This is a genomic window from Alteromonas sp. KUL42, from assembly GCF_006538325.1.
Classification (GTDB): domain Bacteria; phylum Pseudomonadota; class Gammaproteobacteria; order Enterobacterales; family Alteromonadaceae; genus Alteromonas.
On the sequence record NZ_BJKK01000003.1, the window covers coordinates 205,080 to 231,049 of the forward strand.

The 25,970-nt window shown below is 42.7% G+C and carries 18 protein-coding genes; 9 read left to right on the top strand and 9 right to left on the bottom strand.

Annotated elements, in window-relative coordinates:
• Positions 1–81 precede the first annotated feature (81 nt).
• Positions 82–3,924: an exodeoxyribonuclease V subunit beta gene (gene recB / locus EYR97_RS06145; RefSeq protein ID WP_131093168.1), complete on the bottom strand. Its 3,843-nt coding sequence runs from the start codon at positions 3,922–3,924 to the stop codon at positions 82–84.
• A gap of 2 nt (positions 3,925–3,926) precedes the next feature.
• Positions 3,927–7,571 carry an exodeoxyribonuclease V subunit gamma gene (gene recC / locus EYR97_RS06150; protein WP_131092932.1) on the bottom strand — a complete coding sequence of 1,215 codons (3,645 nt, stop codon included), beginning with the start codon at positions 7,569–7,571 and terminating at the stop codon, positions 3,927–3,929.
• Between the two features lie 578 nt (positions 7,572–8,149).
• Between recC and EYR97_RS06155 the strand changes: the two genes are divergently transcribed.
• A complete protein-coding gene (locus tag EYR97_RS06155; protein ID WP_131092933.1) occupies positions 8,150–8,806 on the top strand; it encodes a dUTP diphosphatase in 657 nt (218 codons plus the stop codon).
• Positions 8,807–8,993: 187 nt separating this feature from the next.
• Here EYR97_RS06155 and EYR97_RS06160 read toward each other — a convergent pair whose 3' ends face one another.
• The 6 genes from EYR97_RS06160 to EYR97_RS21865 form a co-directional block, all read right to left on the bottom strand.
• Positions 8,994–10,673 (bottom strand): AMP-binding protein, encoded by a 1,680-nt coding sequence (locus tag EYR97_RS06160; RefSeq protein WP_131092934.1) that lies wholly within the window; start codon positions 10,671–10,673, stop codon positions 8,994–8,996.
• 308 nt (positions 10,674–10,981) lie between these two features.
• Positions 10,982–15,121, bottom strand: a complete 4,140-nt coding sequence (locus tag EYR97_RS06165) for an EAL domain-containing protein (RefSeq protein ID WP_131092935.1) — start codon at positions 15,119–15,121, stop codon at positions 10,982–10,984.
• A gap of 210 nt (positions 15,122–15,331) precedes the next feature.
• Positions 15,332–16,717: a ribonuclease J gene (locus tag EYR97_RS06170; RefSeq protein ID WP_131092936.1), complete on the bottom strand. Its 1,386-nt coding sequence runs from the start codon at positions 16,715–16,717 to the stop codon at positions 15,332–15,334.
• 47 nt (positions 16,718–16,764) lie between these two features.
• Positions 16,765–17,115 carry a DUF2750 domain-containing protein gene (locus EYR97_RS06175; RefSeq protein WP_131092937.1) on the bottom strand — a complete coding sequence of 117 codons (351 nt, stop codon included), beginning with the start codon at positions 17,113–17,115 and terminating at the stop codon, positions 16,765–16,767.
• Positions 17,116–17,232: 117 nt separating this feature from the next.
• Positions 17,233–18,063 carry a LysR family transcriptional regulator gene (locus EYR97_RS06180; protein ID WP_131092938.1) on the bottom strand — a complete coding sequence of 277 codons (831 nt, stop codon included), beginning with the start codon at positions 18,061–18,063 and terminating at the stop codon, positions 17,233–17,235.
• Between the two features lie 129 nt (positions 18,064–18,192).
• A complete protein-coding gene (locus EYR97_RS21865; RefSeq protein ID WP_165477991.1) occupies positions 18,193–18,360 on the bottom strand; it encodes a hypothetical protein in 168 nt (55 codons plus the stop codon).
• Positions 18,361–18,779: 419 nt separating this feature from the next.
• Here EYR97_RS21865 and maoP point away from each other — a divergent pair, with 419 nt between their 5' ends.
• Both maoP and EYR97_RS06190 read left to right on the top strand, forming a co-directional pair.
• On the top strand, positions 18,780–19,136 hold the full coding sequence (maoP, locus tag EYR97_RS06185; RefSeq protein ID WP_131092939.1) for a DUF413 domain-containing protein: 357 nt from the start codon (positions 18,780–18,782) through the stop codon (positions 19,134–19,136).
• A 318-nt stretch (positions 19,137–19,454) separates the two neighbouring features.
• The gene (locus EYR97_RS06190) at positions 19,455–20,192 is read left to right on the top strand and encodes a PRC-barrel domain-containing protein (RefSeq protein ID WP_131092940.1); all 738 of its coding nucleotides are present in this window, start codon (positions 19,455–19,457) and stop codon (positions 20,190–20,192) included.
• Positions 20,193–20,235: 43 nt separating this feature from the next.
• On the opposite strand, the gene EYR97_RS06195 is transcribed toward EYR97_RS06190, so the two are convergent.
• Positions 20,236–20,547 (bottom strand): helix-turn-helix transcriptional regulator, encoded by a 312-nt coding sequence (locus EYR97_RS06195; protein ID WP_131092941.1) that lies wholly within the window; start codon positions 20,545–20,547, stop codon positions 20,236–20,238.
• Positions 20,548–20,736: 189 nt separating this feature from the next.
• Between EYR97_RS06195 and EYR97_RS06200 the strand changes: the two genes are divergently transcribed.
• The 6 genes from EYR97_RS06200 (at position 20,737) to EYR97_RS06225 (ending at position 25,961) form a co-directional block, all read left to right on the top strand.
• Entirely contained in the window at positions 20,737–21,087 is a 351-nt protein-coding gene (locus EYR97_RS06200; protein ID WP_131092942.1) for a rhodanese-like domain-containing protein, read from the top strand.
• A 56-nt stretch (positions 21,088–21,143) separates the two neighbouring features.
• A complete protein-coding gene (locus tag EYR97_RS06205) occupies positions 21,144–22,076 on the top strand; it encodes a LysR family transcriptional regulator (RefSeq protein WP_131092943.1) in 933 nt (310 codons plus the stop codon).
• A 308-nt stretch (positions 22,077–22,384) separates the two neighbouring features.
• Entirely contained in the window at positions 22,385–23,716 is a 1,332-nt protein-coding gene (locus EYR97_RS06210) for a sigma-54 dependent transcriptional regulator (RefSeq protein WP_131092944.1), read from the top strand.
• Between the two features lie 59 nt (positions 23,717–23,775).
• The gene (locus EYR97_RS06215; protein ID WP_131092945.1) at positions 23,776–24,003 is read left to right on the top strand and encodes a hypothetical protein; all 228 of its coding nucleotides are present in this window, start codon (positions 23,776–23,778) and stop codon (positions 24,001–24,003) included.
• A gap of 1 nt (position 24,004) precedes the next feature.
• Complete coding sequence (locus tag EYR97_RS06220; RefSeq protein ID WP_131092946.1) at positions 24,005–25,519, top strand: ATP-binding protein; 1,515 nt, start codon at positions 24,005–24,007, stop codon at positions 25,517–25,519.
• Positions 25,509–25,961: a response regulator gene (locus tag EYR97_RS06225; RefSeq protein ID WP_131092947.1), complete on the top strand. Its 453-nt coding sequence runs from the start codon at positions 25,509–25,511 to the stop codon at positions 25,959–25,961. The genes EYR97_RS06220 and EYR97_RS06225 overlap by 11 nt, the downstream gene beginning before the upstream one ends.
• Positions 25,962–25,970 lie beyond the last annotated feature (9 nt).

Below are 25,970 nucleotides of genomic sequence, written 5' to 3' on the forward strand. Positions count from 1 at the left end.
TGGCTTTCCACCTTTGCATTCCACCTTGGCTTTATATCTATGCTTTCTAGCTATGCCTTGTTTCATCGCCAATCACTATTGCTATTCATCATCAAAGCTAAATTGCTGTTGGTCAGGTGAAGAGGTGTTTGTGACATTTCCACTAAATGCCGCGTCTAAACGCCGTAAGACCGAAAGTGATATGGATGTATAAAACACACCTTCTTCATTTTTGTTGTCAGGATGCATGCCCCGTAAATACAAATAATATACACCACCGAAATATTGTTCTGGCGTGTAGTCAGGCAAAGTATTTTGTAGATAGCGGTGCAAGGCAACGCTATAGATGAGGTACTGCAAGTCGTATAAATGATGCTGGTTATTTTCAAAAAGTACTGATGGCGTATAGTGACCGACGGTATCCCCTAACCACGTGGACTTGTAGTCGGCAACGTAATACTTGCCTTCATGTTCAAAAATAAGATCGATAAAACCATGCATCATGCCTTCTAGTTCACTGGTTAGTAAGTTAGGCACAGACAAGGCATTTGCCGACAATTGCGAAGCAACATTTTTTCTATGTTCAACGAGTATTTCGCGTAGTAGAGACCATTGGCTTTCATTCATTGGAAAATAGAACTCAGCCTCTCTGAGAGTCTGGTTTTGATGTAAATCGCACATACACAACCCACTCTTTAACCTCAATGGCGTATTCAGCACTTCGTTAAGCCATGCATAAAGTGCAGGAACCTTGGGTTCTTCCAATCCAAATCGAATGACTAGCTCACTTCCCACCTCTTCCCACTCGGGCTTACTGAAATCAGTATGCTCGAGTATGTCGTGCAGCAGGTTTCCTGCACTTGCACCTTTTGGTAACGTAAACCTCAAGCTGTCTTTCGTGGCACTTGCTGTAAAGACGTTATCAGCATTGCGTTGATATTGAGACTCTTTCAATATCAAGGTTTCATCGTCACTGAATAACTCTTCATCGCGCACAGTTTGAATGATCGGGATCCCATTTAACGGCGTAGATGAAACCGCTGCAGAAGCGGAAAGATGTGAAGGCGTATGAGTAGTCAGGCGACTTAAGGCAGAGAATGAGTATAAACGCCATGTCTCACTGGCCGTTCCAGTGAATTGACTTACGCTTAACTCTGGCATTTTTTCATTATTTACTAACTGCTTGTTTTGCGCTTTTGCAAATTCCCCATCAATGTGACAAGTAAAGGCGTCTTGCTCGCTTGCAATGCGCGACAATATATTGCACCACGGGTTATTTTCTACGTCCTGTTGACCGTCAATTGAATGTATTTCGTTTAAACCAAAAGCGTTAGCCATTGCACTTTTTTCATTGCCATCTAGCGGAATAATACCCATATAACAGCGATGTGCCGCTCGCGTTATGGCTACATAAGCAAGTCGCATATCTTCTGCCGCACCCTCTGCACGTACTCTGTCGATGGCTTGTTGTGACTGCCCTAATTGAAGTTGCAAGTCTTGTTTTTCTGCATCAAAGTACGTGAATATATGCGACATTGATTTGCCATTTCGCGCTGCATCTTTGTAGCTTGTACCAAATGGAATAAAAACGATGGGATACTCAAGGCCCTTCGAACCGTGCTGGGTGATCAACCGTATAAGCTGACTATCACTTTCAAGACGTAGTGTAAGCTCTTCATCACTTTCTGGTTGCTCAATTTGCTTGTTCAACCAATCCAGTAATTGTTCTGGCCTTTGGTAAGTAGTACTGGCCTTTTCAAGCACTTCTGCCAAATGCTGATAATTAGTCAATGCCCTTTCAATATCGTTACCATGGGGATGATAACTCGACTGCATTAAGTGCAATATCACACTCATACAGCCTTTTTGCAGCCACATTTCTTTTAGGGTGAGTACCTTATCAAACGCACTGTCCCACAAGCTGTCATTCTCGTGATACAACAACTCAATTAATGTTTCGGGTGAATATCCCCATAAGGGGGAGGCTAAACTTGCAGCCACTTTGCGACTGTCAGTTGCATGCCATATACCATTTAAAAGACGCAATATGTCTTTTGCTTCTGGCGCAGCGAATAAATTGCTGCGATCGCTAAGGTAAACGCATGCCAACCCGTTTTGCTGCAACACGTATTTAACGATATTGGCTTCAGTTCTGTCTTTTACCAAAATGGCAATATCTGCTGGCTTAACAGGTATGTTGAAAGTATTGTTTCCAGCGTTGGTATTTTTATCACTTTGCTCAGATACGGTTTGTTGAGTGAAGTGCGCATCATTCAATAGTCGGTAGATTTCCTGTGCTATCCACGAGGCCATATTACGCCGCATGGTGTTGGCATCTTGCTTATCATCCATGTGCATAGTGATATAATTCATGGCATTACGGTTGTCATGGGGGTCGTACAATGGCGTTTTTGCCGCCGCAGCCTTCGAGGTAAACTCTACAGGGCTGTAGGTAATACCAAAACCAAACACATCGACTGGGTTACCTGAATTTATGGGTGCACCATAAAACAGACGATTGTATGCCTTCACCATCCCTTCAACCGACCGCCAATTGGTGTTCATTACCCATCGATAGTCAGCTTGGCGACCTGCTTTTAAATAAGTAAAAATATCACCACCGCGAAAGCGATAAATAGCTTGTTTAGGATCACCAATCATTAACAGCGCATTATCGCTGTCAGCCCCCTTAGGATAGACAGCATCTAAAATGGCGTATTGTTTAGCATCGGTGTCCTGAAATTCATCAATAAGTGCAACTGGAAACCTGTTGCGCAGTGCACTTGATAGCGCATTTCCGGGTTTTACAACTTCATCAGCCAATAAACGAATAAGATCGTCAAAATCAATGATCCCTTGGTGTTTCTTTTGTTTGGCTACCCGTAACTTTATGAATGAGATGGCATCACTTACCCGTTGTAACAACGGTATTTTTTCAATAGATTCGGCTTTTGCATCAATGGCAGCTTGTATGTCTTTGGCAAAATTCTTTATTGGTGTAAGGATCTCTTTTACGCCGGATGTATTGCGTGCATAGCGACGAGCATCTAAAAATGCCAACGCTTCATCCGGTGCACTTGAATATTGTTGAGACTCTGCGCCTGTGTTCAACCACGCTTTAAGTGCCTCTAATTCCTGCGGGCGCGTTTTCTTGTGGGCAGGCGTTTTAATTAACTGTGCGACGAGCAGTGATTCGTTACTCTCAACGTCAGCTAAAAAGCGACTAAATTGGGCTATTTCAGTGGAAGGCGAATTATTGAGTGTTTGGAAAAACGCTTTTTCAATCGCTTGCTCATCAAGTAGCGTGGGCGCTAGTGTGCTTTTTATACTGGCATTAAACTCACCGAGTAAGCGATCTGGTGTGTGCCATCCCGCCTGAGCAAGTAATAAAAAATCCTCTTCTTGTTCACTTAGCTGACGAATATAATCTTCGGCGGCTTGAAGATAGAGATCGCTGGTGTCTTTTGCGAGATTTAGCGACATCGCGAAACCACTGTCAAAAGCAAGCTGTGCAATGACGTGTTGGCAAAACCCATGAATAGTGAACACCGAGGCGTCATCTAGTTCAAGTTGCGCCGCTTTTAACCTTGCCAAACTTTCTAACGCATCATTGTTATTAAACAGATGTTGATAAACCGCGTCGCAATTTGGGTCAATCTGGTTGTTGTTATCAATCGCCTTTTGCCAAATCTGTGTAGCTTCACGTAACGTTTTGGCAATTCGACCTTTTATTTCTTCGGTAGCCGCTTTAGTAAACGTCATCACCAAAATGTCTTTTACCGTGAGAGCTTTTTCTAATAACAGGCGCAGGTACAATCTTGTAATGTTGAACGTTTTTCCCGTACCTGCACTGGCTTCAATAAGATGACGACCGCGAAGCGGCATGCCCACAACATCAAGCAACTGTGCCGTTTTCACTTCATTGGAGTTGGAATCGTTAACCATAGTCACAGTGTTTCCTCCACCGCGGCATTAGCCACCATAGAAAACAAAATAAACCCTTGTACGCTGGGCAGATCCCCCCAGCTAACTCCTTGAGGAAACAACCACTTCACATAAGGGTTACTGGCAACATCAGGGCCAAATTGCCCAGACGACTGCAGCCAACGGGTTAACCCCCGCACAGCCTCTTCACTTTTTATAAAATCGTCAATATCGCGCACTATTTGCTGAGCTTCTTCTTGCTTTGCTGGTTGAGTTTGCTGTGCAGGTTGAATTTGTTGCGCAAGCTCATTTTCGTGAGCGTGCTCTTCTATTTCTACATTGCTATAGGGAGATTCATTCCAAGCAGCCTGAACTATTGCGGCAAAACGCTCCGGCTTTATTTCTGCCACAATACTTGCACTGGCAGATTTTCGTTTACCTGGCACGAACTCTGAAAACAGACTACTAAACAGTGGCGTCGGTTCGCTATAAACCTTAAGGTACAAGTGCTCAATGAACAGCAACAATTGCTCAGCGATTTGAGGTTCAAAGGGCTGAAAACGTCGTTTCATCAACTTAGTTTCCCCTTTAACCCAGTCACAAAAGAAAACATCTAAAGGGAAGCCCGTGTGTTTAGCGCCTTCACTTGTACTTGAGAAAATAAGTTGTGTAATAAAATAGCCCAGTGCGCGGGTATCACTGATTTTCCCAGCACAGAGCTCAACAAGCGCATCACTGCCTTCAAATACACTTGCGGTAAAAGTGAAAAAGCGACCGCGAAAACTCGCAGTCTTCGGCTCTGCATCATGTGGGCCCATTGCTTGATTGAGCGCAAGGGCACCCTCTTTCCACATTTCTAATTCATTTTTTGCCACTGGGTTTTGCGGTATATCACCACGTAGTAAAGCATATTCAATCACCCTTTCACCAAAATTCAATTTATCATGCTGCGCTTCAATATCTTGAAGTGTGCGTTGTGGCGATGAAAAAATGGCGTCCATAATTTGATAACGGATCAGCGCATTGGTTTCGAATGGCTCGCTATTATCAAGCAGCGTCATCGACTGAGATAAATCGACACCTAAGCGCTGAGAAGAGAAATACGCTAGAGGATCAGCAAAGGCCCGTGCTATTTGCATTGCAGACACACTAACATCACTGTTGAGCTCATCGTCTTTGAGCAAGAGCCCCGTGGTTGTCACCGTATTGGCCTGAGCGTCGTTAAGCGGCCCTTCACAAAGCTCACTCGCGCCTTGCTGATTCGTGCCTTTTGACTTTTGCAATGCATCTGCTAATCGCAACCAGCCTTTGTCATAACTAGGAAGCATGCCGACAAAACCATTTTCACTGAACGGGTGTAATGGCGCATGCGTTACGAAGCGAGACAGTGGAACTTGATATTCCAGTTCAAGCATTTCGAGAAGTTCTGCGAGCACGAGGCTAGGTTGTCGCTCACTATTGTTAGTAACGCTATTGCCTTGGTAACTTAGATACAAACTGTCACGTGCAGAGATAATGGCTTCTAAGAATAAATAACGGTCTTCTAATCGACGAGAACGATCGCCCACTCGTCGAGTAGATTTAGCCATTAAATCTAATCCTAGCGGAGTCGACTTTCGAGGAAATTCACTATCGTTCAGGCCCAAAATGCACACTTTCTTAAACGGAATACTGCGCATAGGTAACATAGAGCACACTGTAACCTGCCCCGTCACAAAGTGATTCCCTGCATCAGGGGAAGAGAATCGGTTTAACAAGAGTTCTCTAACCTGCCGCAAGCTTAACTCACTTTCATAACTTGCTTCTTCACATCGTGCGGCAAGGTCAGCGGCAACTTTTGCGATAAGCTCCCAGCTTTGCTCTTGCTCACGTGTAGGTGTAAAACAGGCATCACGCAGAGCCAGTAACGCACTGGCCCACGCTTTGGGGGGTCTGGGCGTTGTTAACTCAGAAGCAAACTGACCTAATAATTGAACTACCTCAATGAGCTTACCCAGTGTTAGTGAGCCTTGCCCCTCTACATCTGGAATGGTGAGTACCCCGTTAATTACCATTTCGCTGTCGGGTGCAAGCATACCTGTTAATAGACGATTGAGCCCCCACCACCAACTGTATATTTCTTTATTGGTTACTCCCTCAGACACAACCGCTTTATGCTCTCCACTCAAACCCCAATGAATATGTGCTTGTTTCAACCATGCAACCATTTGATCGATATCGTCTTGCGTTAACGCAAACCTTTTTTGCACGGCATCAAGCTGCAAGTAATCCATGATGTCAGACACGCCAAAACGGCTGTCAGGTAAGTGAAGTAACGCCATATAGGCAGCAATAAGCGGTTCGGCGTCCATTGGGCTTCTATCGGCAATGGAGCAAGGCAAACGCGTCGTTGTAACATCACCAATTTGACGCGTGCCTACACGATGAAAGACGGCATCAACAAATGGTGCATAGTTTTCAATAGCGGGACACATAACCAAAATATCAGAGGGCGTTCTTGTATTGTCTTGCGATAGCCAGTGCAGCAAATGATCATGCAACACTTGCACTTCTCTTAACGCAGAGTGGGTACACATAACAGCAATACTATCGTCATTATCCACGTTGACGGGATGAGGTGCTTTTGCTTGTAAAATATCGTCGTGAATATAATCAAGTAATGGTGCTGCGCTGGCCGTTTTATCAGTTATTTCTGAGGCTTGACTGGGCACATCAATGGGCTGCTCTTGTCGGTTACTCGACAAAAACTTAGGTGCATCGAAGGCACTGATTTCAAACGTATCAAGTGCCGTGAGTAAGTTAAATAGTTCCCTGCCTTGCTGGCCTAAATTTCCTAAAAGCGGGTTACTTTGCGTTTCATGCATCCACCGCGCTAAACCTTCCTGACGAAGTTGCTTCGCTTGTTGAGCATTGCTCTTTGCATCGCCCCAATAATTCACGCTGGGGTTTAAATGAAAGATATGTACATCAATATGCTGTGCAAGGGCGTCAAAGAACGCAATAAGCTGTGGCGCCATGGTATTAATGGCAAAAACAATTACCCTAGAAGGTAAGTCTTGTGGTATTACCCCAGAGGCTAACGACTCGATGGTCATTTTATGGAGCTTAGCGGGGTGCAGCGGTTGCTCTTTTACTAACAAGCGCCATATTTCACTTTGCCAGATCTCCATGTCGTCGTGTACAACGGCTTGATTACTCTCCCAAGCAAACAACCAATCAGGCCGATACAACAAATACTGTTCATAAACATCCGCAAGTGCTGTTGCCAATTGAAGTCGCTGTACCCCTTGCTCTACTTCATTACCTGCCCGTTTCCAATAATGATTAACCTGCTTAAACGAATGTGATTGGGTAATTTCTTCATTTTGTAAAATATTATCAATACGCCATGCAAGCACTTCTCGGCGATACGCTGATTGTTTAGGCACTTTATCTTTGCCCAAAACCGTTCTTGCTGTATTCCACATAAATCGCACGGGAAGTGGGAAATCAATATTCATGGCGACACCCTGCTCTCGCGCCAACTGCATACTTACCCAATGCTGCATACCAGGACTTTCTACCAAAATAGTCTCTGGCGTAAATACCGCTGTGGGTTGTTGCTTCAACAATGTGGTGAGAAGAAAGCTTAAATGCTCGAGTTTGTTTGATGGGTATAGCGCAAGCAATCGAAAATCCTTTAATTAACCGCCTATTAGCTTTTGAAGTACAGGCTCTAGTACAACAAGTACAATACAAATAGTGTATCGCAATACGCTGCTTAGTTAAGTTATTTATTACGTTATTTTACGCTGGTTCTGGTAGATGAGTCGTTGCGCTGATTTATAAAATAAAAGGAAGTTAAGCTTTATGGCGGTTAAATAATGAGCTTATACTTTTTGGGAGGGCTATCGATTAAAGTTAAAAAAACCCACACAGACCTCAGGACACGAAAAATCTGTGTGGGTAAGGTTTACGGGCTGCCCAGTAACAACGTGAATAAGCGTTGCCTGGCACTCATTCACGTTAGCGCTACTGCACAGCACAGTTAACTTCTATAGCTTTGCATGTTAGATGCCAATTTAATAAAACTTTATTTATCAGATAGTTAAACATAACCGAACTTTTTTCAAACACACGTTTGGGTTTACGCTGGTGCAAATGCACCATTAGCATGCAGGTTCATTGCGCATTTAACTGTTTTCCACCGCTGCGCATTCCCGTACAATTTCAACTTTATACATTTAACGGATAATCGGGAGCCACGATGTTAACCGCGCAACAACTCGCCACTATGCTTAACCTACAAGACAAAATGAATGCCAAGGTCAATCCTGACTGGCTAAATGCAGGTTACGGCTACTTGCGGGCAGCCATGGTGGAGTCTGTAGAAGCCATTGAACATCACGGCTGGAAATGGTGGAAAGCACAAGCTAAGGATCTTCCTCAATTGCAAATGGAACTTGTAGACATTTGGCACTTTGCGCTAAGCGCATGCATTATCGAGTATAACGGTGATATTGCGCAGTCAGCCGAGCGTATCGCTAGTGAACTTGCCAGTGGTGAAACTGCGGTTGTGTTTGATGGGAAAACCTATGAAGCAGCACAGCAATCTCTATTAGATAATCTAGAACTCATGACAGGGTTATGTGCCGCAAAACGCTTCAGTGTCCCTTTATTTATGTTCATCGTGAGTCAATGTGAAATGACCGCTGATGAGCTTTATCGTCAATATGTAGGGAAAAATGTGCTGAACTTCTTCCGACAAGATCACGGATATAAAGAAGGAACATACGTTAAAGTTTGGCAAGAACGTGAAGACAACGAGCATCTTGTAGAGGTCATGGATGCACTTGATTTAACCCAGACTGATTTTAGTGATCGTGTTTATGAAGGCTTGAAGGCACGTTACCCAACCGCTTAGCGTCGCTGCTGGCTAAAAGCCTTACTGGTTAAAGCGTTAGGGGTTAAACGCGTTAAAGGTTAAAAACGTTAGGCTTAAAGGCTTTGCTGGCTAACATGACAATGAACTAGCTAAAACAAAAAAGGTGTCAACACGCTGTGTTAGACACCTTTTTTACTAGTCTTGCTTTATTAGTTATGCTCAAGCCTTACGCATCAACCCAAACAATTTTGTCTTTATAATTGCCTTGGATGATTGGTTCGAATCGCTCTTCCAACACATGACGCTTCACTTTTAACGTTGGCGTTAGCAAATCATTTTCAATGGTCCATTCATTTTTCATTACAACCACACGATCCATTACCTGGTGGCTCTCTAGTTTACTGTTGATCGCGTCGAATGTTTTCGCCAAACTCGCCTCAATTTCAGCTTTATCTTTTTTCTGTGCCCCTTCACTTAATACCATAAGCGCAACAGGCTGAGGAAGATTAGTTCCCGTTACACACACCTGCTCAACAATAGGGTTTTCCATGAACTTGGCTTCAATCGGCGCAGGCGTTACATATTTGCCTTTTGCAGTTTTAAAAATGTCTTTTAAACGCCCTGTTATTTTTACATAACCGTCCGCATCGATAACACCTTTATCACCGGTTCTCAAGTAACCATCTTCAGTAAACACTTCTGCCGTTTTTTCAGGCTCTAAATAATATTCAAGCATGTTACACGGGGCTTTAACCTGTATTTCACCCTCTTCTGAAGTGCGAATATCCACACCTTCATAGGGCTTGCCTATACAGCCTATTTTGTCATGTCTAAATGGAACGCTTCCCGTGCCATAGGCACTGTTTTCCGTCATGCCCCAACCTTCTGAAATGTTAATACCAACTTTGGCAAACCATTCAATGACGGCGGGTGCTAACGGTGCAGAACCACTGGCCCATAATCTCGCATTACTAATGCCAAGACCTTCGCGTATTTTCTTGGCAACGGCTTTGTTTAAAAATGGAATTTTAAGCAGAAAGTCTAATTTCTTCTGTGGCATTTTGGCCAACACGCCCATTTGGAATTTGGTCCATAATCTGGGTACAGAAATAAACAAGGTTGGCTGACAATGGCAAACGTCACGTTGGAATGTCGCGAGATCTTCCACGAAATGAATGCGACCACCACTGTAATAACTCGACAATTCCACCAAAACTCGCTCTGTAATATGAGCTAATGGTAAATAGCTCATAGTGCGGTCGTTTTTGTTGATACCTAGTTGATCAAGTGAGCGTCGCGCTGCCCAACACGCCGTGTTATAGCTATGCACTACGCCTTTAGGTTGCCCGGTACTTCCCGATGTATAGATGATAGTCATCATATCGTCCATATCGGGAACTGGTGAGTCATCGATAGGCGCAATGTCCATGAACTCATTCCACTGTTGCTTTGTAGCAATATTAGGATATGGAAAGGCAACGGTTAAATATTCAGAAGGAATAGAAGCGACCTGTTGTGCCGTATTATCGAGCTTACCAACAAACAACAACTGAACGTCCGCGTGCTTTAGTACATACTGCACGGTGTCAGGACCAGCAGTTGAGAAAATAGGCACCGACACATGGCCTGCCATCATTATGCCGAGGTCTGCAATGAACCATTCCGCACAATTTTTAGAAAAGATCCCAATGCGACTACCTTGAGGAAACGCCATTTCTCGAAGGCGTGCCGCTACTTTACGAGCCTGTTCGGCCACGTATTTCCACGACATATCGTGGAACTCACCTTTAATGGGCTGCGTTAAAAATACATCGTCACCGCGAGTTTGCTCCCAGTGGTACAACATACTTAAAGGCGATTCAATTACTTCCGTGCTGTTGGCATTTGCTGTCATATCTAGCGGCATAGTTCACTCGTTTGTTGTTATAATGTAGCTCATTTTTACAATGATTTCACAGACTTCTAATAAGCCCTATTTTTCATTGAATGACAAGCTTTTTAAACAAGCGTTTATATTCTATGCGATGAACGACGTGGCCTAGAGCGATGAATTTAAGTTTTTTTATAGTCCTGACTTTCAAATTTTTATGGTCGAATCAGTCTAGTATTAACCGCTCATGCGGTAATAAGCACCCATCAAATTGTAGATTTATTCAACTAAAATCCGTAAGCAAATGGAAATAGCGCGCCAACAAGCGCAACTAAAACAGTGAACTAGTTCCACGTTTTGAACAAAAGCGCTTCAACATCATTAGCAGCACAAGGTTTAGCGTAGTAATAGCCTTGATGAAAATAGCATGCATTTCGCAATAACTCTTCAGCTTGCTCTTTTGTTTCAACCCCTTCAGCTACACAGCTCATTTTCAAACTGCTTGCTAGGGTAATTGTGGTTTTAACAAGTGCTTCATTAGCATTACCTGGTGCCATTTCATTCACAAAACTCTTATCAATTTTCAGTATGCTTAATGGGTATCGCTTTAGGTAGCTTAACGAAGAATATCCCGTACCAAAGTCATCTAGCGCTAGCACGAATCCGTGTTCGATAAAGCGCTGGATTTGGCGCAGCGTGTTATCACTATCATCCATCAGTACGCCTTCTGTTATTTCAAATTTGAAGGCATCCTTAGGTAACTCAAACTCTTCTAAAAGACTCAGTACACCATGTAGGTCAAACTCTGTTTTGAAATGCAGTGCAGACAAGTTAATAGAAACGAATCCATTGAAGCCATTCTTATACCAAACGGACAAATCTTGTGCTGCCCGGCGCATTGCTTTACGAGTAACTTCAATGATGTATTTCAGCTCTTCCAGTACAGGAATAAATTGATCTGGATACAAAGCCTCTTCATCCAGTCTTCCACGCAACAACAACTCAACACCGATGGTTTTCTTTGTCCTAGCATCAACAATGGGCTGATAATGGTTGAAAAAGCAATCTTCCGAATATGCTTTCTTGACTTTATTCTCAAGTTGCAATCGCACCTTGGCCTTTTCATTCATGTCAGATGTAAAATACGTAAAGCCACTTAGCGCATCCTTTTTCGCTGAATACATAGCAACATCGGCTTGTTTAATCAGCTCCGCTGGTTCAGAGGCATCCTCAGGATAGAATGCCACACCAATGCTGCACGAGATGCGAAGAACTTCTTCGGCAAGTGAAATTGGCATCTCAACAGCCTCTATTATCTGGCTGACAAAAGAGCTTAAATCATCCTCAGAGGCAACTTCTTCAATCACAATAACAAACTCATCGCCACCTAAACGCGCAACTGTGCCACTATCGGCAACAAGGTTACGCATGCGATTAGCCACAATACGCAGCAACTTATCACCATAATCATGACCTAATGAGTCGTTAATGCCTTTAAAACGATCCAAATCGACAAACATGACAGCAATACGGTGATGATGATGCCTTGCTAGTCCTATAGCATGTTCAAGTCTATCAAGAAGGAGGGAGCGGTTTACCAAGCCAGTCAAGCTGTCATAAGTGGCTATTTTAAGTAGCTTTCTTTCCGCATTTTTTTGCTCAGTAATATCTGAAATTACAATCAAATAATGCTCAGGTGTGTGTCCCTCACCACTTACCGCTGTAATATCGATTAGGACGTCGTAACGCTTTCCATCAGCGCCATCAATCACGCCTTCATCTTTCCAAAAATCACCACCTTGAAGATCAGGTAACTTACCTGATAACTGCCGATTTAAATTAGGATAGCGCATGTAAAGCTTTGCCAACTGCTTGGGAAGCGGCTCTTTCCTATTGAAACCAAATACTTGTTCAAATGCTGGGTTAGCAGCAACTAATCGTTTATCTTCATCGAATATCAATACCCAGTCACGGGTTTGACGAAATGCATCACTAAACAAGGTCACTTGCTGTTGCGCTTTGTGTAAACGAAATAGTTGGCGCTGACGAGACAACAAATAGGCGACAAACAAACCGATGAGTAATGCTATGTAAATTCCAAAAGCCAATGGAGAGCGCAGTGGCGCATAGGGCATTGTCATTGTGATTTCTGCAGGTAACACAGTAAAATCGAAACTGCCAGGTGTAGGTGTAACAGAAAACACGTACTCCCCGGGCTCTATATTCGCTAGAGTGATTTTTGCGTCCTCTGTCACTCCTTCTGTAACTATTCGCTCACCTCTTAACAGCTTGTAGTAATACTTTACCTTGCCAATACCTGACATGGCTAATGAAGAAAAATGAATGGTCAAACCATAGTCTTCATAACCTAAACTGAAGTGATGCCCGTTGAGATTGCCTAGAGGCTGCTTGAGTATTCTGTTATCTACAGACACTTCAGTAATGGCCGTTTGTTTACTGATAAGGCTTCGACTCATCTCTATAGAATCTAGCTGAGATGCCGAGAATACCACTGCGCCACTGGTTGAACCGTAAGCAAGTCGTCCATCTTTTAATTTAAGTGAAGCCCCTTGATTAAACTCAGATACGCTAAGCTCCCTGCCATAAATAAAGTTCTGAATTTGACCAGTTGAAGGATCATATTTGTGCAATCCCTTGTGGGAGCTAAACCAAATGTTCCCATTGTCGTCTTTTTGTAGTCCATAAACGATATTCGACAGCAACAAGTTGCTGTCGTTTAAATTGTACAGGGGTTCAAATGTCGTCGCATCAAGGCCCATCAAGCCAACGCTACTATATGCTAGCCACAGCACTCCAGCATCATCGATAACCCAAGAAGAAATAGAGCGGTCTCTTCCGCGTTGCGACTCAGGAAATCGATAGACCAATTCGTGCTCTGAGGTTTTAGGATCGATTAGCCATAGGCCACCTTCTGTCGCGAGAAATAATCGCCCCTCGTGGAATGAAGACGGCCCAAGGAAGCCTTGCGTGAAATTGATATCAAACACCCGTGGATCAAGGGGCAAGGGTTTTATCGTTTTCGTTTTCGTATTGTAGGCAAGAAAGTTTTCATTCCCAATAAAATACAAAATGCCGTCATCGGTAAGCGTTGTACCCGCACTATAAGCGTCAAACCAAGCAGTATCTTCATCACCAACCACTTCTGGCGTCGTGAGTTCCCCTGAAGCTTGATCAAAAACTCGTATGCCATCATAGGTTTGTAAGAACAAGTTGTTGTTACTATCAGGGATAATACGCTCAATAGTACCCTCACCTATGTAGGCATTAACTGACTTATCGTAAAGAAAATGCTCGGCTTGACCCGTAGCAAAATTATAATGATTTAATCCGTTTGACGTGCCAATCCATAGTTTTCCTGGCTCAGTTTCAGCAAATGCCCATACCACGTGACTGGTTAATGACTGTTCTGCCCCATTTCGTTGGTTTTGAATGGTAAAAATATCTGCGCTTTTAACACCAAAATGCAATGCGCCAGCATAAATAGAACTCAGCCATAAGTTGCCTGTTTCATCTTTGGCGATGGCTGTTATCTTTTTATCCGATATTTCTGTAGCACCATTATGGGGTTCAAGTATATGTTCGCTTACCCAGCCATTGGCCTGTTTGCTTAATGAGTAAAGCCCTTGATTAGTTCCAATCCAAAAACTATCGCCTTTGTATTGCACCATAGTCCACACATTAAGTTTGTCAATTGCTTGCTCAAATCCTCCCTTTTCCTGGCCTTTAATCTGAGCGAGCATTTGTGCTTTTTCAGCAACAAAAGTACCGTCAACTGTCGCTATCCATATTCGATTTGATTCATCTTGAAGTAAAAATTTAGCATTAACGTTGTCTAAGTTTTCAGGAACATCGTTAAGATAATTAAGCGGCTTTAGTCGCCCCCCCACCTCAGAAAGATCCCTAGTAAATACACCGGAAGTGGTCGCGACCATAAGGTAATTATCTACTGTTATTGCAGCGCGAATACTCTGATGGTTCACAACTAAATCTTGTGTCAGCGAGGCAAGTGTTTCGAGTGTTCTTGTACGCGTATTATAACGCTGAACCTCTTCACCTAGAGCAATAATTAAGTTCTCATCATCTTGCCAGTGAAAAGACTCAGCATGCTGAATAAAGCCTTCGAGTTCGCTGTATGGCTTTGGTTCTAGCTGAACAATTTCTTGCGTTTTTAAGTCGAGGTAAAAAACCCCATGCCCATACACACTAAACCACAGCGCTTCGCGCCCCTGTAGGGTTAATTTATAAACAGATGAATCAATGAGAAAATTATTGGGACCATAAATGCGTTTTGTTCGAACACCGTCCCACCTGACCGCCCCGCCTTCAGTAGCTATCCAAACAAACCCATCGTCGTCGACAACAATATCATTCACCACATCTTGTGGTAAGCCGTTCTTTGTTGAAAGAGATTGGAAAACAGGATTAGAAAGGCGCGGTGCCCCCAATGCATTGTGGGAGGCCATCCAAATCAAAAAAACTGAAGAAAACGAAACGGAACATTCCAAAGTCGCACATGTAAAATTTTTATTATGTGGCCAAGTGTAACAGAATGTATCTGCGATGTGCATAGCGAAAAATTATCGATGCGGCCCTACTAATAAAAATTTAACATATTGAATTAGATAGTTTTTATTAGCAACTGTGTAGATTAATATGCAAATTCCAACCATGTATTACGACTGATTAACAGGGAGCCTACCAGTGAAAACAACTTGACGTCGAATACTTGGCTGAGGTGCTAGGCGGTACAAATCACCGTTTTGCCCAACATAGGACTTATTTACACCGCATGCTTTAGCTATGTCTGCGTGTGCGCGTAAATGCACATTTTCTCCATGTACGGGAATTGATATGGCAGGCTTAACCCAGTGATACATAAGTTTCAATTCCTCTTCACAAGGATGACCACTTGCATGAATGGGAAGTGGACTGTCTTCACTATGGATGACAGTTACGCCCTTAGCTTGTAACGCTTTACTAAGACGTAAAACAGATTCTTCATTGCCAGGAATAATAATTGAGGAAAATAGTACGCAGTCTCCTTTATCTAACTGCAAGTGCGGATGTGCATCAGCAGCAAGTCTCATTAGAGCAGTATGTCGCTCTCCTTGGCTGCCTGTTGCTACCGCAAGTACTTCTTCAGGAGGTAAATAGCCCAAATGAACGGGGTCAACAACAGGTAAATCATCTGGCCATACCCCCTGTTGCTTAGCGATACTGTACATATTTATCAATGAACGCCCATAAAGGCCCATATATCTCCCTGTCTTTTTTGCAACACGGGCAAGGGATATTAGCCTAGCAACATTACTGCCAAAACACCCTACAACAACTCTACCCTTCATTGGAGATATAGTGCTAAGCAGGCCGTCATAACAATTTCGTTCTGAAATAGAAAAACCTGGTTTCGTTGCATTGGTTGAATCGCCAACAAGTGCTAATACATTGTCATTGGCAAGCGCTTTAAAAAGAGATGGGTCAAAAGGCTTACCCGTAATGGGGTTTGCATCAATCTTCCAATCAGCGGTATGTAACACTGTGCCAACTGGTGTTTCAATTTTTAATGCAAAAGGCTCGGGCAATGAATGGGTTATGGCCAGCCATGTAACGCAAAACTCACCTATTTGACGCGACTCGCTCCCATCCACTTCGATAATCGGCACTTTGTTGGCCAAGTTACTTCTCGCCAATTTTCTACGAAGAACTTCTGCCGTAAATGCCGTGGTGTAAATGGGTACTTGGAAACGTTGCCACAGGTATGGAATAGCGCCCACATGGTCTTCATGGGCGTGGGTTATTACTATGCCGACCAAAGCGTCTTTCTGCTCGGCAATAAATTTAGGATCGGGTGCGACTACGCGGTGCTTAATGTCGTCAACCCTGTCCTCTACAGCGGGTTTTACCCGTCGATAGGAAGGTGTCAAAGGCTCATCAAAAGAAACGCCGCAGTCCACCATCAACCATTGACCATTATGACCATATAGGTTTAGGTTCATTCCAATTTCACCAGTACCACCGAGGGGAACAAACCACAAATCATCTGCGCTAGGCTGCATCACACCTTTTGTTACACTCCTAAACTACTGCCAACAACGTTGTATTACTACTATAAGTATTCAGCAAACTCCGCAGGAGAAATTACTTCGCCTTCTTCTCCTGGCACAGGGCAGACAATAACCATTAGATCATCTTGGCTCATACCTGATACCCACTTTGTTAAAAACTCTTTTGTGGACAACTCCATTGCTTCACAGTCAGCCCATTCATCTGTAGCCCAAAGCAATGCCAATTCTGCGTCTGGCCATACTGGAACACCGTCTTCGTCGTCAGTGGTCAACATTACACAACCATGCTCGTCTTTAAGTATAAAAAGCCTTTTATCTTCCTTTATAGCAGACAAGCTTGCTTCCATACGTTGAAACGCATTTTTTTCCAAAAATGGATGATTTTGTGACATACAATTCTCTTTCATAAAATAAGGTTTTAGCTAGAGGCTGTTGCTTTTAGCTGTGCACTTTCTCAAAGTGTAACATTCGCTCGTTGCTCAATGAACGTATTTTGCAGGATGTAAACATCAGCAATCTTGCGTTACGCTTTCGATTATTTCGCCAAGCCCTACTCGCCTTACCTGCTTCATTGTATGTACAAATACAGTAAGAGATAAATCATTAATCGATTCGATAAGCGTCAATGCCGTACCTTCTGAAAATTGCGCTTCTACACCAATAGGAAGCACCGCAACACCTCCTTCACGTTGCAAATTATTAATGGCCAAACTCAGCGAATTTGTTCTTAGTTTAGCATCTCGTAATTGCGGGTAAGCAGTAAGTAGCCAATCTCTAACTTTACTCCCCCAATCAATGGCCACAAAGTCCACCGCATCGATGGTATCTGTCTTCGTACCAACCCGATATAACGCTAATTTCCTTTCAAGCAAAACTTCGCTGTTCACTTCTTCAGACTTCAAAGGTTCTGTCGAGAACGCCAAATCAGTCACGCGCTCGTGTAGCTGACGGGAAAGTGAATCTAAAGTAAGCACTTCTGCCTTGACGGACCAATCGGGAAATTTGTTGTGTAAGTGGCTTAGCACTTGGGGCAGTAATAGTTCGCTGGCCAATTGTGTTGCCCCACAAACAACATATTCAGAAGACTGTATTTGAAGTTCTTGCTTAGCTTCGTTCAGGGTTGTGCACAATTGTTTTGCATAAGGCAGCAACTTTTCACCCGATTGAGTCAGTTGTATACTGTTGCGCTGCCTAATAAAGAGCGTCGTGTGGAAATATTCTTCGAGAAGTTTAATCCGTGCGCTAACAGCCGATTGGGTCAGGTAAAGGTTTTCTGCAGCTTTACCAAAATGGCGGGTTTTTGCCACCTCTATAAAGGTGGTAAGAAAGCGTATATCCATGCTTGTATTTAAAAAACCAAATCAAGATGTGTCTAAGTTGACACAGATGATACGGCAAGTAAACACAAAAGCACAGAAGCGCGCCGTATGAAACGGCACGCTTATTCAAATATTCACCAATATGTTTAATTAATACTCTTCTTGGTGCAGGCGACGTTGCTTATCGCGGCGTTGCAAATCGCGCTTTTGCTTCGTTTTTACGTTACTTTGGCGCTTCGCAATCGGCTTTTTAGCGTGAACATCTTCCTCTTCTACCGAGTCCCATTCATCACGCTGGTAACGATAGTCTTTACTCATTGATTTCTCTAAATAGTTGTTGGTTAAAAACACACTTTAATTATTGACCTTACACCGCAAATAGAAAACGAATTTTAATCATCGTAGCGATAAGAAATTTTTATTGCGAGAATTTGACGTTTTAACTACCCCCACATGTTTTTCATCGCGGTATTCACTTTGCAGCCTTGTGTAAGGATAAGGTTTGCTCAACCCTCTGCAAATTAATAAAAATAAACATCTATTTTCAATATATTACGTAAAAGCGAATATATTCATCACGCTTTAAACCGCCTAGCGAATTAATGCAAAATCATGGAAATTCCTTTGTAAAATATATAGTTAAAAATTTTTATTGATAAGAGAAAAATCTTTTGTTTTATCTTCCTTTTTATTTCCCTTAAAAGTGCGCTGAAGACATTAATTACGTTGGGTATAACATGACAAGTTTAGCTATTCGACTCTCAGCAAAACCATTTATCGATCGCCAAAAATTTCCTTATGGCTTTCGAAAGTCAGGTGATTTCAGTATCACTGAAGCCGATTTGCTTACGAAATATGGAAAAACGTTAGTAAGTCTAGAAAGCGGGGAATTTTCACCTCAAAGCGACGATGAACAACACTTTGTGGATTTTATCTCTGGCCAAGTCGAAGCAAGTAATAACCTTGAAAAAGCATGGGCTAAATACGTACGACTTGCGAGAGGCAAAAAGCACTTTTACACGTTGCACAGCAGCGCCAGTAATCAATCTGATTACGACGATGATTTTTCTGATGAAGAGTTTGATGTAGCCTAATTGGCAATAAGGCAAAAAAGTATCTCAAAGCTTTACACAAACAATGCTCAATATCAAAAACAAAGCCCACACTTCTCAAAGTGCGGGCTTTTTTCATTTTATCTAGAGCCAGCTTATCTTTGTTCAATTTTGCCCCCATAGAGGCATGGCCATTTTTTAGCATATTGCTTAAGTACATTCCCTCAAACAACACTGATCGGTTGTTTTAGCGCATTGGTAAGAAAAATATCAAACAAATCGCTACGCGTTTTCAAAGACATACTACACTTACTACTTAGATTGTCGAACGCGCTAAAATCCCCCAATGGAGACGTAGATATGATGATTAGTTCAAAGCAGCTCACTCATTTTTCGATTCGCGCCACAAACGGCGACATTGGCGGTGTTCGTGATGTACTTTTTGATGACGATACTTATGTGGTCAGGTATTTAGTAGCAGATACAAATATTTGGTTACCATTAAGTCGAAAAGTGGTTATATCACCCATTTCAGTGAAACAATTCGATACTGAAAATAGCATCGTCGATATTGATATGACTGTGGAAACGCTTAAAGAAAGCCCCACAATTGAAGAGCACAAACCCGTTTCAAGAGAATACGAAGAACACCTTTTTAAATACTTTGGTTACGGTTATTACTGGATTGGTCCAGGCGCTTGGGGTGAATTTGCCCATCCTAACGAGCTTGTAGATCAACACCAACAATACACTAACAATGATGGAAAAAGTACGCATGAAAATCACTTGAGGGCATGCAGCGAAGTAAGTGGCTATGAAGTGGCTACTCAAGATGGCAACGTTGGACATATAAGCCAGTTTATTATTGACGTCTCTAACTGGACCATTGTTATGTTAGTTGTCGACACAAACAATTGGTTGCCTGGAGGTAAGCATCTTGCACTGTTGCCCAGCGACATTATTGACATTGATTGGGCAGCACACCATGTGTCTGTGAAACTAACACATGACGAACTGGTTAATAGACCTGACGTAGACGAAAATAAACTAAGCCAAGATGGCTACGTAAATACAGTATGCGCAGCCATAGATGAATAACGTTAGTGGGTACGCTTTGAGCGATCGCGTTGTTGTGTACTTTTTATTCGCAGAAGAACTCGTACATAAGGGAAATCAGGCGTTTAACACGTTCATCCGCTAACCGGTAATAAATGGTTTGACCTTCTCTTCGTGTAGCAACCATTTGTGACTCGCGCAACAACGCTAAGTGCTGTGAAACGACAGGCTGTGAAACACCGACGATTTCCAACAACTCGGTAACGGATTTCTCTTCTTTAAGCAAAGAACACAACACCATCAATCGTGTTTTATTAGCGAATTGCTTCAGAAACAACTCCGCTTCAGACGCGTGTTCCAACATTTCATCAGATGTCATCAACATATCATTAGACATAAGCAGGCTCGTATTTGTAAATAATAATCAGTATCAATTTAACCTTTTGTTATACCAAAGTATAAGACAATTTGCTAAGTTGCCAGATTATGCGACGAAACTCCGTCGATGCTATTGTTTTTGAATAAACTCAAATATACATTAGAGTAGCCTTATATTAAAGACCAAAATTTCAGTCAAGGGGATTACATGCTAATAGATATGAAAGCGCGAATAGACAATATGGATGTTGATTTAAGAACAGTTAGCGCCTCGCAAGCCGCAAAAGAAATGCGTGAAAATAAAGGTTTATTAATTGACGTACGAGAGCCCGCTGAGGTAAGTGCCAATCCAGTTAAATCAGCGATTAATATACCAAGAGGCGTCTTAGAGATGAAAGTGCTGGAAAGGGTAAAAGAGGCTCATATGCCAATATACCTTCACTGTGCCTCGGGTGTGCGTGCAAAGCTCTCAGCTGAGCAACTTATAAAAATAGGATACGAAAACGTCAGCGTGATTACTTGCGCTATCAGTGACATTAATCAAGCCCACGGAGAATGACACGCGTGTGCGTACTGTGCTATAAAAACCCTAAGGGATAATCAAAAAGGCACCTCATGCTAAAGTCAACGTTGGAACAATGGCGAATGTTCAAAGCAGTCGTGGACGCGGGTGGATTTAATCAAGCAGCCAGCTTAGTACACAAAAGCCAATCTAGCGTGCATCACGCAGTACAGAAACTCGAAAATGCTATTGGCATTGTGCTATTTGAGAACGTTGGACGAAAAGTACAGTTGTCACCACAAGGTGAACTTATGTATCGCCGCGCTTCTTTTTTACTTAATGAAGCGCATAAACTGGAAGCGGTAGCAAGTAGCTTACAGGTTGGTACAGAAACCACGCTGCGAATTGCCGTAGACATTATATTCCCCTCAGAACTGTTGTATAACGTGCTTGCAAAAGTCTCTGCAGAATTTCCCATGCTCAGAATCGAGATAGAAGAAACCGTACTAAGTGGTGCGAATTCTCTTTTGTCTAACGGAAAAGTGGATTTAGGTATTTCGCCATTCGTATATCCCAATGGCTTCAGTGAAGATTTATGTGAAATAGAATTCGTCGCAGTAGCCCATGCTGATCACCCACTACACCAACTCAATCGAACGCTTAATCTAGAAGATTTGAAAGCACATCGACAAATAGTTGTAAGAGACTCTTCAGCTGAGCGAAAGGCGGATGTAGGCTGGTTAGGCGCAGAGCAACGTTGGACCGTTGGCCACGTTCGCACATCCCTCGATATCATTTCCCAAGGTCTCGGTTTTGCTTGGCTACCTATTGCCATCATTAAAGAGGAATTAGAGAATGGGATCTTGGTTCCTTTGCCATTGGACAACAACGCCGCATTACGCAAAGCCCTACTTTACTTGTCATTTGAGGACGGCGATACTCTTGGCCCTGCCGCTAGAGCGTTTATTGGCGAATTGCGCTACCAAACAATGAACCTGCCCTCATCAGATTTCATGATTAGCGATTGCTCCGAACAACACCTTTAGAGCGTACTTATCCATTTCACATAGGAGTCCTCTCTCAGAATGAATAGACTTCTATGCGGCTAGGTAAGACACAACATTTTGTGCCAATTGAAATGAGCAGTACATGAAGGCAGCATGAGTAAATTTTTCAAGCGAGTGGGAAAAATTGTCCTATCAAATTATCGCTAAACATGTGACAGTGTAAGCTTACATTTGAGATACCCCTTACATTCTGCGGCCAACAAACATATTTTGGTCGGTCATCTGCAAGGCATTAAAATTGCACTCGCAAACATTACAATAAGATTTATAACAAAAAGGACAACCGCGTGCTAACTGTACTATTGGTCGATGACGATACTGAATTTACTGATGTTGCCTGTACCATTATTGAATTTTTAGGTCATGAAGTTCTAACGGCAGGAAATTTGGAAGAAGCCAGAAGTTGGCTACAAAAAGAAACCTTCGATCATATACTACTCGACTTTATGTTACCCGATGGTAGCGGCGCCCACCTTTTTAATGAGTTAGATTCTCTTCCTAAACCTCCACGGGTCACGCTCATCACAGGTCACCCTTCTATTAAGGGGGTAATAAAAGACTTGTGTGGCCCTAATATCGATTATCTTGTTAAGCCAATTCAACGGGAAGAAATTGAAGACGTACTGAGCCGTAAAAGCAAAAAAACAGCGCCTAAAGTTGAGAAAATTGAACGTCACTTTGATTTGCTAATTGGCGAATCTGAGGCGATGAAAGAACTGTACAAACTGATTTCCAGAGTCAGTAAAACCAGTGCCAATGTCATGCTATTAGGTGAAAGTGGTGTAGGAAAAGAAGTGGTTGCTGCGGCTATTCACAAGGCGTCAGAAAGCGAAGGCGCTTACATTGCAACAAACTGCGGCGCATTTTCTAAAGAGCTCATAGGCAGTGAATTATTTGGTCATGAGAAAGGCGCATTCACAGGGGCAATAGGTCGCAAGGAAGGTGTTTTCGAGCAAGCAGAAGGTGGTACTTTGTTTCTCGATGAAATCACTGAGATGCCAATTGATATGCAACCTAACTTACTGCGAGTATTAGAAAATAAAGTGGTAATTCGCGTGGGCGGCACGAAAACTATTCCCGTAAATTGCCGTGTGGTGTCTGCAACCAATCGCACCATGGAAGAAATTGCCCAAAGCAAAGTCCTGCGTGAGGATATCTATTTTCGCCTTGCTGTTTTTCCAATAACCATTCCCCCGCTTCGTGAGCGTAAAGAAGACATCTCATTACTGGCAAAAACGTTTATAGATGAATTCAACAAAGAAAATGGTACGCAGTTTAACTGGGAAGATGCGCAGTTAGACACCCTACAAGCTTACGATTGGCCAGGTAATGTGCGAGAGTTGAGGCACTTTTGTCACCGCGCTGCAATAATGAGCGATCCTGAAAGCAGTCAAATTGAACTGCCAAAAACCATTGAATCGCCCTTTGCTCAAAAGCAAAGTACAACCCCAGCGTTACAAGCGGGCAGAACCATTGAAGATGTGGAGAAAGAGCTCATTTACGCTACCTTGGATAAGGTTAATGGTAATAAAACAATGGCAGCTGAGATGTTAGGGATAAGTACTAAAACTCTCTACAACCGCCTTCACGCCTATGGTGATATCAGCAAAGACGAATAATGCGTAATAGTCGCTACTACTGTTTTTTTAAAGTTAAGTTAGGCGAGGAAAAAAATAACATGACAGAAAATGAAAGTGCCATGCTCAATGTTTTTGTTCATGATGCACGTAAGCCTTTAAATCGAATAACAATGCAAGCAGAACTGGTTAAAATGGCGCTAAATGGTGATATTCCCGCGCAGCAAGCCTTAACGGCACTTGACAAGATCATTGCCAGTGCCAAAGACTGCAGTCATATTTTAAGTGATTTAACCGCCCAAATGCATAAAGCTTCGTCGGACACTTAGTATGATACGTACAGTAATGTCATCGCTCTACAGTTGGATATCAATAGTCATTTTTGTCATTGTTGTTATGGCTGCAAATTCATTTTATGTCGTTACAACATTGAATGACCTTTCAGCACTAGAAGCTCGACTATTTACGACCAATCGTGTCATTAATGCAGTAAATAGCTTACATGTAGCCGTACTTCGCGTTGAGTCTGGCAAACGGGGTTTTTTGCTCACCCATGATGAACGCTACTTAACTGACTACACTGAAACCTTAAATAGAATAAACGAAGTAATGGAAGAGGTAGAAGTCAGTGCCTACTCTTCCGATATCGAAAAACAGTCAGATAGAATCAAGCGACTGCTGGCTCTGACGAAGTTAAAGCTCAATGAAATGATCAAAGCCGTAGAGCTTGCCAAAGCAGACCGTTACGACGAAGCAATTGCCCATGTAAACGCCAACAAAGGCATTGCGCTTTACAGTGATTTTGAAACACAATTTAAAGAAATAGATGAATCTGAGCGCGTTATGCAAGGAACGCATTTAGCGAATTTGATGCGTCTTCGTCGCGACTCCGTTAATACCCTTATTATTTCATCCACCACTACCCTTTTACTCATCATCACAATTTTCTTATTGTTGAAGATAAACGCGAAAGAACACGAAAAACATTTACTTGAGCTAGAAGATATCAATGAAGACTTGGAATCTCGTATAGCCGAACGAACGCAAGAACTCAGTTTGTATTCTGATGAGCTTTCCAGAAGTAACCGGGAACTGGAAGACTTCGCCTTTGTGGCGTCGCATGATTTGCAAGAACCCTTGAGAAAGATACGCGCATTCGGAAACCGACTTGAATCTGGCTATGCTGATGTCATAGACGATAGAGGCAGAGATTTCCTCAACAGGATGCTCAATGCTGCTGAGCGAATGTCGATGTTGATATCTGATCTACTGGCCTTCTCGCGAGTCTCAACACGGGGAAAAGACTTCAGTGACGTTGACTTAAACCTTGTAATTAATAGTGTTATTGACGATTTAGAGATAGCGATTGATGAAAAATCAGCACAAGTCAATGTGGATCCTATGCTCACCATTCGCGGTGATAAGTCTCAATTAGAGCAACTATTTCTTAACTTATTGTCCAACGCACTCAAATTTCAACGAGAAGGTGTAACTCCTCTCATTAATATCGCTTTGACCACACCCGATGATAATGACCTCAAAGATATATTACAGGTTGACGACTACGAGTGGATAAAGATAACAATACAGGACAATGGCATTGGGTTTGAACAAACATTCGCAGAAAAGATCTTTGCCCCCTTTCAACGTCTTCACGGCAGAAGTGAATACAAAGGAACAGGTATAGGCCTTGCTGTTTGCCGACGTATCGTAGAGCGACACAATGGTTATATTGACGCTCAAAGTACACCAGATGTCGGTACGACATTTACAATAATAATACCTAAAAACAGTGTGCCATTTAGCACCAACAACACTATCGGAGATACACAGCATGACGCGTAAACTAATGCAGCCAATTACTATTTTGATGGCTGACGACGACGAAGACGATCGCCTGCTTACCATAGACGCGTTAAAAGAAAGCCGTGTACTAAATAATTTATTTTGCGTTGAAGATGGGGTTGAGCTTTTAGAGTATCTTCGCCATGAAGGTAAGTATACCGATCCTGAGAGTGCACCCCGTCCTAGCTTGATTTTGTTAGATTTAAATATGCCAAGAAAGGACGGCCGTGAAGCCCTACAAGAGCTAAAAGCCGACCCTAAATTACGCAGTATTCCCGTTGTTATTCTAACCACGTCGAAAGAAGAAGAAGACATGTTGCGAGGATACGATTTAGGCTGCGCTTCCTATATTACCAAGCCGGTTAACTTTGAGGGGTTAGTTGAGCTAATGCGGGCATTGGGACGTTACTGGATTGAGTTTGTCGAATTGCCTCAGGAATAGCGGAGTATT